The organism is Nostoc sp., assembly GCF_036917575.1.
Classification (GTDB): domain Bacteria; phylum Cyanobacteriota; class Cyanobacteriia; order Cyanobacteriales; family Nostocaceae; genus Nostoc.
In genome coordinates this window covers 19,777-33,460 of record NZ_JBALDC010000037.1, presented here as the reverse complement: position 1 = coordinate 33,460, position 13,684 = coordinate 19,777, and the positions used below count along the sequence as shown (strand labels likewise).

Annotated in this window: 9 protein-coding genes; 7 read left to right on the top strand and 2 right to left on the bottom strand. The window is 41.5% G+C overall.

Annotated elements, in window-relative coordinates; translation table 11 throughout:
* Positions 1 to 214: 214 nt before the first annotated feature.
* The 7 genes from V7K79_RS08200 (at position 215) to V7K79_RS08170 (ending at position 6,840) form a co-directional block, all read left to right on the top strand.
* Entirely contained in the window at positions 215 to 1,909 is a 1,695-nt protein-coding gene (locus V7K79_RS08200; protein WP_335046438.1) for a multicopper oxidase family protein, read from the top strand.
* A gap of 230 nt (positions 1,910 to 2,139) precedes the next feature.
* The gene (locus tag V7K79_RS08195; RefSeq protein WP_335046435.1) at positions 2,140 to 2,505 is read left to right on the top strand and encodes a Lin0512 family protein; all 366 of its coding nucleotides are present in this window, start codon (positions 2,140 to 2,142) and stop codon (positions 2,503 to 2,505) included.
* A gap of 33 nt (positions 2,506 to 2,538) precedes the next feature.
* A complete protein-coding gene (locus tag V7K79_RS08190) occupies positions 2,539 to 3,069 on the top strand; it encodes a DUF3598 family protein (protein WP_335046433.1) in 531 nt (176 codons plus the stop codon).
* Positions 3,070 to 3,072: 3 nt separating this feature from the next.
* The gene (locus tag V7K79_RS08185) at positions 3,073 to 3,333 is read left to right on the top strand and encodes a hypothetical protein (protein WP_335046501.1); all 261 of its coding nucleotides are present in this window, start codon (positions 3,073 to 3,075) and stop codon (positions 3,331 to 3,333) included.
* A 120-nt stretch (positions 3,334 to 3,453) separates the two neighbouring features.
* Entirely contained in the window at positions 3,454 to 4,812 is a 1,359-nt protein-coding gene (locus tag V7K79_RS08180; protein WP_335046431.1) for an aromatic ring-hydroxylating dioxygenase subunit alpha, read from the top strand.
* A 171-nt stretch (positions 4,813 to 4,983) separates the two neighbouring features.
* Positions 4,984 to 5,322 (top strand): hypothetical protein, encoded by a 339-nt coding sequence (locus V7K79_RS08175; protein WP_335046429.1) that lies wholly within the window; start codon positions 4,984 to 4,986, stop codon positions 5,320 to 5,322.
* 585 nt (positions 5,323 to 5,907) lie between these two features.
* Entirely contained in the window at positions 5,908 to 6,840 is a 933-nt protein-coding gene (locus tag V7K79_RS08170) for a polysaccharide deacetylase family protein (protein ID WP_335046427.1), read from the top strand.
* A gap of 479 nt (positions 6,841 to 7,319) precedes the next feature.
* Here V7K79_RS08170 and V7K79_RS08165 read toward each other — a convergent pair whose 3' ends face one another.
* Positions 7,320 to 12,941, bottom strand: a complete 5,622-nt coding sequence (locus tag V7K79_RS08165) for a translocation/assembly module TamB domain-containing protein (protein WP_442938895.1) — start codon at positions 12,939 to 12,941, stop codon at positions 7,320 to 7,322.
* Positions 12,942 to 13,223: 282 nt separating this feature from the next.
* Complete coding sequence (locus V7K79_RS08160) at positions 13,224 to 13,421, bottom strand: hypothetical protein (RefSeq protein ID WP_335046423.1); 198 nt, start codon at positions 13,419 to 13,421, stop codon at positions 13,224 to 13,226.
* Positions 13,422 to 13,684 lie beyond the last annotated feature (263 nt).

The following is a 13,684-nucleotide window of genomic DNA, read 5'->3' as shown; positions in this document are numbered from 1 at the left end:
CAAAATTATTCCTAGTAAAAAACTAGACATAAACAGCATTTTGTAATCGGATTTCCACCAGCTTACTATCAATAATAATTTTTGAAGGAGTAGATTAATTATGACTAGCAAGTTGTTGCTAAGTAAGTGGAGGCGAAACTTCAAACTGTATCTTACCTTTGTCTTTTTTGTAACACTACTGGCTGGAATCATCTTTTCCAAATTGAGTTTGACTATGGCTGCTGATTCGCGGCTAGATCCAAGAACTCAACCGAAGTTCATCAATTCGCTACCGTCTCTAGGGAGGATAGATGCTACAAAGGGTGGTCACTTCAATGTAGAGATGGGACAAACCAACCAATGGCTTGGACTATATAGCAGTCCTGGTGCAGATGGCATATATGGTACAAAAGATGATGCACGTTTGAATACAACAGTTTGGGGATATGGCTTAAGAGGGCAAAAGGCTGTTACTTACCCAGGTTCTACATTCGTGACACGAAAAGACGTACCGATTGAAGTGCTGTGGGACAACAAACTACCAAAAACCGGACATATTTTTCCAGTAGACAAGAGCATCATTACAAAATCGGTTGAAAATGCTCTTTCCAAAGGGCTTGTACCGACAGTGACCCATGTGCATGGCGGTCATACTGAGTGGACTAGCGACGGATATTCCGAAGCTTGGTTTACCCAAGATTTTTCCCAAACTGGAACCAGTTGGATTAAAAAGAACTATAGTTATGCAAATGACAATGAGCGGGCAGCGACACTTTTATATCACGACCACATTCTCAGTAACAATCGTTTAAGTGTATATGCTGGTCTTGCAGGTTTCTATTTGCTGAGGGATAACAATGAAATTAATCTAATTAATCGCAATATTCTGCCTAGTGGTGACTACGAGAAAGAACTGATCATCCAGGATCGAGATTTCACTGCCAAGGGTCAGCTTTATTACCCACCTGGTTCAAATTATCCAGATGCTCCATATCCAAGTGTAGTGCCAAATTTTTACGGTGATTTCATCCTAGTAAATGGCATGGCCTGGCCAAAGTTGGCGGTCGAACCCAGAAAGTACCGTTTACGCTTGGCAAACGCTTCAAATTCGCGCTTCTACAACCTGAATTTTAATGACTCAAAGGAAAAGTTCTACGAAATCGGCACTGAGCAAGGTTTATTAGAAAAACCAGTGGCGCTAGAAAATTTAGTTCTTGCTCCCGGTGAACGCGCTGATGTAGTTGTTGACTTCACTGGCGATGCGGGAAAAGAATTCATCATCAGAAACTTCGATGATAAAGCTGATTTGGAGCTTACAGGTCAGATAATCAAGATTGCGGTGCAACAACCCCTTTCAAATATTCCAAATGCGACAGTCGATACTAATGAAGGAAATGGACTGACAACACGGTTGATACCTAACAAGATTATACCTCCTGCTCAAACCGGACTGACTCGGCAACTGGTTCTTTTTGAAAATACGGATGAATATGGTCGCAAGCTGCTAGAGCAAGGTACATTGGCTGATGGCTCATTGCGCTATGACGAACCAACTACTGAGAAACCAAAACTTGGCACAACTGAAGTTTGGGAATTATACAACACGACACAGGAGCCACACCCAATTCACTTGCACTTGGTTTCTTTCCTGATTCTAAATCGACAAAATTTTGCTGGCAGTGCAATCCCAATTATCAAAGACTCTGGTAAAACTAAGCTATTTCTACAAAATGCTGGTCTAATCGGGAATCCTGAGCCTCCACCACTTTCAGAGAAAGGTTGGAAAGACACTGTAGTTGTTTACCCAGGTGAAGTTGTTCGGATCATTGCCACCTTCGACAAACCAGGGAATTATCTCTGGCACTGTCACATTTTAGAACACGAAGACTTCGATATGATGCGACGCTTTCAAGTTGTGGCAACTCCTTAGAATACCAATTCAGTAATCCTTTGCGTTACCTGAAATCCTCAACAGGCACAATTTATGAATTGTGCCTATGTTTAATGTCTGTCCCCTTGTTTGTCCGAAGTATTGATTTAGGATAACTGTAGATTAAATTCTTGACTTCTTTAATGGTGTATTTCATTCATCCGAGAATTCCTCTATTGGTATGCAATAGAAGGATAAAGTAAAAGGTGCAGGATTTATTGGAGGTAGCAATGGTACGTAAACGCTTGATTATCGAGATGGGTATGGGAATAGATCAGCATGGACAAGAACCAACAGTAGCAGCATCTAGGGCAGTACGTAATGCGATCGCTCATAATGCCTTACCTGGTGTTTGGGAGGTTGCAGGCTTAAGTCACCCCAATGAAATGATTATAGAGGTTCAAGTAGCAGTTCCATATCCAGAACAAGTTAGGGAAGAAGAGGTACTCGCTGTACTACCATTTGGGCGCAAAAGTCTCACCGTAGAATCTGGGGGGATGGTAGTTCAAGGGCGGGCGATTCCCGAACTCAACGATAAAAATGACGAAATGTTGATTGCGATCGCTGCTGTTACTGTTCTGATCGAAAATGAGTAGCTGAGATCAAATTTGCAACATTTACTTAATAAAATGACACATCTCCAAGAGCAACATTGGGAAAAATTATTTGGATTTCTGACTATAGAAGGGCAGTCTATGTATGGTATATGGACTGTTTACTCTCCAGAAAAAGAAGTCATTAAGTCTTCTCAAGGTATTAGAAATTTGCGTTCCAATGCTGATAAAACAGTAGTTACTCACACAAATCAGTTCCCTTCACCAGACGGGAGTACGCTAGAAAAACAATGGCAAATGGAAAAGGAAACTTGTAACCAGCCTGATGGATTATTGCATCCAGCAGACCCATCTAAAAGGGCATTAGCTCTTGTTGATTATGGTTCCAGTACTTGGGTTTCCAGAAAACTCGAATCGGGACGTAGTTTCTCAGTTGAGTTATTTTTAAAGCATAAAGATTGGAATACTAGCATAGGTAGTATCTATACAGAGAATGGTGATTTAGATAAAATTCTCCATTTACGCGAACATTTAAATAGTTTTCCTAACAGCAAAACAAGCGAGGAAATAACCAGTCTGTCAGGAAGTTGGATTGGCACAAAATAATCTATCACTTCTGATTTAAAAATTTCAGAGCCAGAAGAAATTCGCGAGATTATTTTAGACCCGACTAATGGGAAAAATGACACTTTCTACTTACCCGATAGTGTCGTTGTGAATATTCCGAAAAAATTGCGTGTAGGAGAGGAATTTGAGATAATAGCCGGGAAGCTGGTTGCAGAAAATGAGTATAAGCGCCTTACAGCTAAATATAATGATTCAGGTGCATTTACATTGTTGATTTCTGAGATTTTTCACTTGCAAGATTAGCCGCTATAACAGTTGGCTGATAATTACCAGGTTTGACATTTTTTTTGAGAAATCTTCTATCTATAGGATTAAGCATTTACTAATCCAAAAGTATAAAATAATAGAAACCTGGAGAAAACTATGTCATTAGAAACAGAGACACTACAGGCGACACCACCAACTTCTACTTTTGAGAAACTTGAGGAGAAGCAAGAATTTAACTGGAGGCAATGCTGGTATCCCGTCACCTTTGTGCAAGACTTACCTGCCAACCGCCCTCATAGCTTTTCCTTGTACGATGAACCTTTGGTTTTATTTAAAGACCAAAATGGACAGCTTATCTGTTTAGCAGATCGTTGTCCTCACCGTACAGCTAAACTTTCTGATGGAAAAATTATTGACGGCAAAATTGAATGCTTATATCACGGTTGGCAGTTTGGCAGTGATGGTGAATGTCTGCACATTCCTCAATTAGCAACAGATGCAAAAATTCCAGTCAATGCTTGTGTGCCATCCTTTAAAGTTGTGGAACGCCAAGGCATGATTTGGGTGTGGGCTGGCGAAAAAGAAACTGCTGTTGATGAAATTATTCCAATTTTGCCAGATTTAGATAAGTCAGGATTTGTATGTGCAGACTTTATATTGGATCTACCTTATGACCAAACATATTTAGTCGAAAACGTCATCGATCCTGCTCATGTTGCTATTAGCCATAATAGTACTAGAGGGGGTGGGAATCGAAAAAATGCCCAACCGCTAGAAATGGAAGTGCTAGAGAATTCTGTTCAAGGGGTTAAAGGCAGGTGGCGGGGAGCTAACAAATCAAATGAAGCCTGGAAGTATATTGATTTTGTCGCTCCAAGTCTTGTGCTAAACACTGCTTATATTGAAAAAAAAGATTGGACATTTGGACTAGCTTTGTATTCAATTCCTTTAGGTAAAGGGCGATGCCGTCTTTTAGCTAGAGGTTATCGTAATTTCATGACTTGGGGAGTCAAGCTGAGGCCGCGCTGGCTCGATCACTTAAATACTAATAAAATATTGGAGCAAGATTTACCTCTGATTGTGGGACAACAGGCAGAAATTGAGCGCTTGGGAAGAAGTCTCAAAGAATTATATTTACCGTTGAAAACATCTGATACATTAGTGGTTGAGTATCGCAAGTGGCTAGATAAATTCGGATCGTCTTTACCTTTTTATCACGGCTATTCCACATGGAAAAATGTTGAGAATGACGAGTTGAATTCAAAGGCGATTTTGCTAGACAGATTTTCGCGACACACACCTATTTGTAGTTCTTGTAGTCGAGCTTATCAGGTGACAAATAAGGTCAAACAAGGTTGTATAGGGATAGCGATCGCTCTAGCTGCTGTAGCAATACTTGCAGATGATTCTAGAATCAAAATCGCAGCAATATCAGTTTCCATAGCAGCAATTGTCATGTCTGTTATGGCTCATACACTCAAAACTCACTTTGAGCATTCCTACACTCGTCATTAAAATAAGGACTGGGGATTGAGGACTGGAATCGGAATTTTTGCAACACTTAATCCCTAATCCATAATTTTAATCATGATCAAGTTATCAACTCTGCGCTAAAGTAAAAATATTGGGATAAAAATCTCTGGCAGTAAGTTCAATAGACCACTAATCTTTACCACTGCGGCGATCATGTCTCAAGAGCATAACGAATCACTCCAAATTCAGGAGATCACCAAACTCAAACCGAAACACTTTGCTGATTTAGTCAGATCGGCACAATTGGTTTTCGACCCTACAGCCGGAGTTTCGGGAAGAACGATCACAGTTGACTGGGAACAATTTGGAATTCCCCGTGAAGTAGCGGACAATCTCAAATCACTTGGTCAACACTACCAGTATGCATCTCCTCACATCCCTGTTGAAGACATTTGGAGTAAATTAACTCCAGAAACTCGTATTTGGTTCGTTGAAAATAAAGATCGGTTGTGGCAGCTTGAAGAAGCTTTCCCAGCCCTTGACGAAGATTGAAGAAGGCAGGAAGAGAGTAAGAGGTTGGAATTTAGATAAGACTTCTATACGAGATCGAAGATTTTAGTGAAGGACTTTAAACTCTTCCTCCCTCTGCTCACAGCAGGAGACGAGAGAATAGCATTCCTCCTATCTTCTCCCTTCTGCCTCTCTCTACAAGGATAAGCAAAAACTGCGATCGCAAACAAATAGCGAATATTGACATTACTAGTTGCAAAGTCCTTAACTCTATCGGTCAAGGACTACTTAGCATTTCTCCAGGTTACGGTTATACTGCTATCATTGTTGGCTCTACTGGTCAGCTAAATCTACTGAGTATTATTTTATTCAGTTTAATAATCGTAGCCAATTAGTACAGATGAATTGAGACATCCTTTAGCTTTAGCTGGAATGTTTTGAGGTATTATGTTGTTTTCTTTTTTTTTCAGCAATAGATATATTAATTACAACAGGCTATGAGTAATATCAAGTCCGGGTAATTCCAATTTAATAAGTAATCAAGCAGACATAATCATATAAGAGATGAGAACATTAGGGAGAAACCAATCCCCAATAACCAATAACTAATATTTGAGGAGATTTAATGTGTCTAGTCGGAAATTATCTTTATTACTAAAACTAATAATTATTATATTGGTTACTGGTGCTAGTAGTTTGGCTATCAGCTTGCTTTTAACCACAAGCGGATTTGAGCATTTGTTGGGAATTATCAAACCAAAAAGCGAGAGTGCTAAAGCGAGTCATAACAAACTGATGAGTGCAGATGCACAGAATATAAGTTCAGTCAAAGACCAGATGAATGAAGTCCCAAAGGCATTTCAGGGAACAATCGTTTATCAAGGGAAACTAAAAGCGAATGAGAAAGTTATTGCCCTAACTTTTGATGATGGTCCTGGCCCCAAAAATACGGCACAGATTTTAGAAATCTTGAAGAAAAATGATATAAAAGCCACATTCTTCATGATCGGGCAAATGGTGAAATATTTTCCTCAAGTTGCCAAGCAAGTGGCTGCTGATGGTCACGTAATTGGTAATCATACATGGCATCATTGGTATCGCCACATGAACTTAGCTACTGCGGCTAGTGAAATTGATCGTACAGCAGAAATCATCTATAAGACTACTGGAGAGAAAACTACTCTATTTCGTCCTCCTGGGGGCTTTCTGAATAATGGACTAGCCGAATATGCCAAAAATGAGAAATACGCTGTCATGATGTGGTCAGAAGAATCGGGAGATGCTGAACGTCGTTCGCCTCAAGTTCCAGGACTAGTCAAAAATGTGCTGAAATATGCAAAACCTGGTGCAATTGTCCTAATGCACGATGGGGGCGGCAACCGTTCCAAATCTGTCAAGGCTTTACCAGAAATGATCGCAGGTTTAAAAGCCCAAGGCTATAGATTTGTGACAATTCCCCAACTACTAGAAATACAAGCCCAAGAAAAAAGTCTGGAGACAGCAGCATCACCTGTAGTAACAAATCAAGAACATCCAAACCAACAGCTTAGTCATCAGTGATATCCTGTCCAGGTATAGCAAGGGACTGGGGACTAGGGACTGGGGACTGGGTGAAAAGTCTTTTGGTGGCTAGGTTTCATCATGTGTTGATGTCCTAACCACCAACGCTTTTGCTATAATTATAGTGGTTCTCGTTTGCATGAAGTACATTTTTAAACCTCATACCATTTCACAAAAAATCTGATACAGATGTAACCTCTGAAAGCTTTGCTGTATCTAAGTTTTTTCATTGCGAATTGCGTTAGCGAAGCGGTAGCGAGTCTTCTCCCAAGGGGAGACGCTAAGAGCGAACGAGCGTCATTGCGAATTGTGTAATTGGTATCACTCCCAACCTCTTTCCTTAACAAGGAGAGGGAAGTATTTGCTGTCTTCAAATACGGGATAAGGTTATCACGGTGTTGTACCCAAGTGAGAATCGCTATAGTTAGTTTATTGGCCAGCAATGCGATTGTGTCAATTAACAATGCCAATGCACCAATCTAAAATCGGGTTTCATACTCAACTTGAAGTTGATTGTCATCCCCCACATCAGTTGAGCCTCGCATCAGAATTTCGTCATTGACTCGATAGAGGACATTGAGACGGAAAGAGTCATCGCTAGAAAGAGCGCGTGATAAAGAGGCAGAGAAATTTTTACTAATATCAAACACACCTTCTGCGGATAAATTAAGAATTGAAGCTCTTGATGCTTTTGAATCTTCATTATTAATAGATGGAGTCGGAAATATCCGAAATTCACTAAAACCAACAGCCTGTCCGATCGCAGTGATAGTTCCTTGTAAACTACCTAAAATGGTAGAACTAGCGAAATTAGTCAGCCCTTGGCCTGCATCTGCTTGACCGAAAGAACCTAGAATTGAGCCACCCAGCAAAGCAACTATTTCTCCCTTACCACGGCTAGGTTCGCTCGTCAGTTCTAGATTCTCACCCAATTTACTAGCTGGGCCGTCCACCCTAGCTTGAACGGTAACGCTACGTAAAGTTCCAAAGTTGTTTACAGAAACATCGCTGACTTCAGAAGACAAGGGTGATTCCAAAGTTTGAGTGTTCCTTGCTGATGCTTCTGGTACAATTGCCGTCAGTCGGACATCCAAAGTCGGGTCAAGTCCTTGACTTGGAGTAAACCGCGCAGTTTGTTCATAGCCCCGCGCCAAGGTGAACTGAGTGGAAAATAAGCTCAGTCCTCCTCCTGTTAAACGAATCACTCCTTCAGGAAGCGGTTTGGCTAATGTACCATTAATGGTCAAGTCACCTTTAGCGTCAAACTTCAATAGAGGCTGACTTAATGCCGCTCCTCCTGGTACAAAGCTTAGAAAAGACTGAGTTGTAACTCGAATATCTTTGCCTAAAATCAACTTTAAATCTGCAAACTCTACAGGTAAATTGGGTGGAGTTGCGGCGCTACTGCTTGCGTCTGCTGTTGCCACTGGGTTAGTGCTTCCATCTGCTGTAACCACTGGGTTAGCATTATTATCTGCTGTCGGTGTGGCGTTAGGGTTTAGCTGTTGTCTATCTAGATTTATGACTTTAGTATCAGCCTCTGCTGTTGCTGTTGATTTTTTCTTTGCAGCAGCCGAGTTGCCAATAATTACCTGACCATTACTCAGTTGAATTTCTCCACCAATTACAGGTTTTAAGGCTGTGCCGCGAATCACGACATCGCCACCAACACCACCTTCATACAGTCCTGCAAGCTTAAAGTTGAGTTTATCTGCTATTGACACTGTTAGGGGATTAGCTGCGGCTTGTTGAGGATCAAAAATTGGCAAGATGCCTGATACATTTACTTGCCCTTGATTGTAATTACCTTGGATATTTTCAACGCTGATCGTTCTACCATTAAATAGTGCTGTTCCTGTGACATTCGTTAAAGGATCGGATAAGGCTTGAGCGCTAAAAGTTGCATTATTAAATGTGGCGTTGCCGTTGATAACTGGTTCGGTTAAAGTACCTTGAACATTTAAATCTACTTTTCCTTGACCATCTACCCAAGCGACTTGATTGTTGGTAAGCAGATTTAAAAGTGCCAATCCTTCATTTTGCACATTGGCGTTGATGCTGATTTGATTGCTATCCGGTTGCACTTTGGCAAAAGGCAACGGTGCAGGTACGCTACCTGTAACGGCAACTGGCTGCGTTCCTGTTACTAGTAAGGTACTATCAAAATTCAAGCGAGCTTTGTTGTAATCAAAGTTCACTTGTCCTGTTTGTACGGGTTGTTTGTTAAGGGTCGCATTCGCTAGCGCCACTTTCCCTTGAACTGTGGGGTCTTGCAAACTACCTGCTAGAGTGGCATCAGCATTTACATTACCAGTGATATCTACGGGGTATTTTTCGATAAAAGGTTCTAAAAGTGATAAAGGCAGACTGGCTACATTCAATTTTCCAGATAGTTGGTCAGTTCCTAACTGTCCTGAAAACGCCACTAGTCCTTGATTAATCCCTACACTCAAGGGCGAAAGGGTGACGATACCATCGGCAAAAGTGCCTTGAGCAACAACTTGATTGATGGAATAATTACCCCATTGCCAGTTAGCACCTTGAAAATTAAAGCCGACATTCAACCCAGACTTTAAGGAGCCATTGGCTGTAATTGCTCCGCTTAAAGCACCTGTTAATTCTGCAAGGCTGGGTAAAGATGGGGTTTGTTTTGTTTGGGCTTGCCGTTCTTTGGCGATCGCTGTTGTAATATTTGAGAAGTATGCTAACTGTGTTTTCAAATCTGCATCGGGCAAGCTGATAGACTCAGTTGGAAGTGCTTCTGCTCCAGCTAAGGTTGGAGGTTGTAACCCAGTACCAAGGTCTTTAAAGTCGAAGATATTAAAGGCTTGTAAAAGTCTCTGAATTTTGGCTTGGGCAAAATTAGCTTGGAATTGAAATTGCGGGTCATTTCCCGTTTGCACATTGCCACTGAGAGCGATGTTGCTATCGCCAATCCGCAATTGACCATTAGCCAAGCTAGCTGTACCATCAGCATAATTGATGTTGCCGCGAAATTCATCGGCCGCTACTCTGGCAACACGAGGCTTTGCGATCGCCACATCCCCCGCAATGGCATAATTATTCAAATTTACAACTAAATTACCCGATAATTGCCCCGCCAGAGGTTTCAATTGATTGTTAGGTAAAAAGCCGCCAACCAAAGCGATGGGAAACTGTTGAGCGTTGATGAATAAGTTATCTCCCTCAGTTCTACCTGTGGTAACTGCGCCATCACGTTGAACTAAAAATGAAGTGGGACGATAATCTGCACCTAAATTAAGGGCAATCTGGTCTTGTTTCCCAGCTAGTCGCAGACTTGCCCCTTGTCCCCCTTGAAAATTCACGTTTCCAGTTAAAAGTGGGTCAAATGCCAAGTTGCTCACATTGAAATTCCGCAGCCGAATATTCCCATTAGCTTGAGGTACATCTGGAGTTCCTGTAACTTTTCCCTTAAAATCCAGTCGTCCTGCTATTGCTACGTCCCCAGGAACTTTAAAACCAGTATTTTGTAAGTTAAAATTCTCTGCCAGTACATTTAAATCAAATCCGGTAATTTGGGGTGCGCCAGTTGGGGGAGTTTGAATAGCGATCGCACCATTAGCCCTCAATCCTGGGGTACTTGCGTTTTCAACTATAATCTGCTGTCCATTCCACTGAAATTGCGCGGTGAGCGGTTGTGCTAGCAGCGCTAACCCTTGGGAAACGCGGATTTGTCCGGCGGCGCGAATATCTGCAAGCTGGAAAGATTTTGCTGTGCCTGCTAATTGGATATTACTATTGAGCCGTCCTCCCAATTGTGGTGAGAAACGGTTAACTTGAATTTGGGAAACGTTGGCAAGCACTTGCCAGCGACCAGCATCAAAGCTAACATTTTTGAGATTAACTGTACCTCCTGCTATATTCAGCCTTGCTTGTCCTTTGGCTTGAATGCTTGAGGGTTGGAAAGAAGCAGTGCTTCCTGACAAATTCAAGGCGACATTGTTTAAAACTCCCTGGAACTGGGGTGGTATCTCTCCAAAACGGCTCAATTGCAGTTGTTGGGCATTTACAAAAGCCTGCCAGCGTTGTTGTGCAACTTGACCTCTAGCCCTAATTGTCTCGCCAGCCACGTTCACAACCGCATCGGGAAAGACGATATTCTCTCCTTGTTTGATAACAAAAACTCGTCCACTGGTGGGATAGGTGGCACTAGGCGCTTGTACCCGTGCTACTGCTTGCAAGTTGTTCAGAGTGCCGGAAATATTCGCATTTGCCAATACATTTCCAATAGTGATGGAGGGTGAGGAATTATAGGCTTTGGCGATCGTATCTCCTGGTATATTTTGTGCTTGTACATTCAACGCCACCCTACCTTGAGATGCCAGCTGAATTTGTCCGCTAGCTTTAATTTGCCCTCCCACATCTGGATTGGCTTGAACGCGAGAAACATTCACGTTTAATGGTGTACCCAGAGAACCAGTAATCTTAGCGTTTGCAGAGATACCACCAACATTAATGGGAGTGGAAATACCGTAACCTTGAGCGATCGCATTTCCTGGGATACCCTGAGCTTGAATATCTACGCCTACCTCACCTTGGGGAGCGAGTTGAATTTGACCATTGGCTGTGATTTTCCCTCCGGCTGGTGGCGTTATCTGAACATTGGAAATATCAAGCTTCAACGGCTGTTTGCGAAGTGAGCCAGAAATTTGGGCTTTTGCTGAAACATTCCCAACTGCGATCGGTAGAGTAACGCCGTAGCTACGCGCTAGTATATCTCCTGATATTCCATCAGCTTGAGCATTAAATATTACTCCATCTTTAGTTCCCAGATTAGCTTGACCGCCGCCTGTAATTTGACCACCAGCTGCGGGGATTATTTTCAAGTTGGAGACAGTAAGTTGAGATGCAGTTTTAGATGCATTCAAGCGAAAATCAGTGTTTACGGTATTAAATTGAATGCGGTCAACTTGAATAGGTTTGGTGTTACTTACCGTACCGCTAACAACTGGTTGCTCAAGTGCGCCTAGTATTTTAACATTTGCTTGAATTTCGCCACTAGCTGGAACTGACGAATTTACTTTCAGGGTATCTAAGATATTTTTCGTAGTAACTGGTTTGATCTGAGCAGAGACATTAAAACCTGTTTTAGTATTAATTGTTCCATTAGCCAGAATGGGAACTTTGCCAAAGTTCGTGCTCAGATTATCTAAAGTAACTGTCTGACCTTGAAATAGAAATTTCCCATTAAAATTAGAAATCGGCTGAGGAATATTTTGAATTTTCGCGGTGATTTGATTAGCTGTAGCTGTTCCGGTAATTGCGATGTCTGAAAGTTTGGGTGGAATCTGAACTCCTAAGTCAGCATTTAAAGACCCTGCTTGTAAAGCGATCGGTAACTGAATTAATCTAGTGATATCAGATGCTTGGAAATTTTGGGCTGAAAGTTGCAGGTTAGTTTGTTGAGCTTTTAGTTGGGTTTCGCCAACAATTTTAGCAGCGCCTCCCTTAGTGAATTGAGTATTGAAGTCATAACCGATCCTTTGATTTCCATCTGAAAATCGAGCAATACCACCAACTTGATCTAATATTACTGAGCCTTTCGGTTTAGTTGGCGCAGCAAATGGCATCAACTCTACTTTGCCATCTTGAATTTGAAGTGACTGCAACTCAGTTTGAATAAAACCTTTTCCTTCCCCAGCCTTAACTTGGGCTGTTACCCAACCACCATCTTTATCCTGTTGAACGTAGACATTGGGTTGAACTAAGGTGACATTTAATGCTAACTTTCGGCTCAGGAGAAGTTGCAAGGGCGAGAACTGCACCTCCAAAGCTTTTGCAACCACTCGATCTTGGTCGCTAGTAGTTGCTGGTATCGATAGAGAGCTAAATCTCAAACTAGAAAGCGAAAAACGTTCAACGTTACCAACTTTTACTGGACGCCCCAGTAATTGCTCAAGATTTTGCTGTACTAACGGTGCTAAATCTTTGTATATATAGTTTCTAGCCCACCAAGCACCAACTATGATTCCAACTAGCAAAACCCCACCTAGAGCCAAACTGGTACGTGCTAAAAGCAGGAGCCACAGACGACGATTAGATGGTTCTTGATTTTTTTTTGGATTTGGCGATCGCGTCATCATTGTTACTAGTACCAGTAATTTTTTCTGGAGTGAGGCTAGAAACTAATTAGTTAGTTGTATGAGCAAGTTACAAAATATGGTTTCACAATATTACGACTTATGCAAGACTTTGGGGCAAGCTGCTTATATTTTCTAGGATAGGCTGCGCCAATAAGACGCATTTGCAGTGCGTCTATGTTATTTCATGATTTTGTGTAATTCCGGAATTATTAACAAAATTCGCTACTTTGTAGAGAAGTAGCGAATCTGATCTTTTCGATTACTGTTTTACAAACCTAATCAATCATCAGTTAGATCGTCAATCATTTCTGGTACTAAAGCTGGGTTACTTCTACGTTCTTGTGGTGATTGCTCTCGAATAACATCGTCTATTCTCGCAGGGTGTTTGATTTTGTCCAGTACCTCTGGACTTAATTGTGGTGCATCGCCTTCTGGATTAGACTTTTCAGCTTGATTAGGAACTGTTTCCTTATTCATAACTATTTCCCTAAACCCTAAACTTATATGCCAAGCTTAAGTTCTTCTATGGTGCGGTACACACTATCTTGGGACTTAATTTCACATAATGGTGGGTAAAAAAGGCGTCAGCTTTAACGAAACTGAAGAATTGAGAATGAATTTTGAACCAAAGAGGTGGATAGCGCAGTGTCTTTGGCTTTGCTCCTGAATTCTAACTTCTGAATTATTCTTCAAGAATCGGGGTTTTTGGCTAATCCAAAAACTAATGTCATGAAAAACTG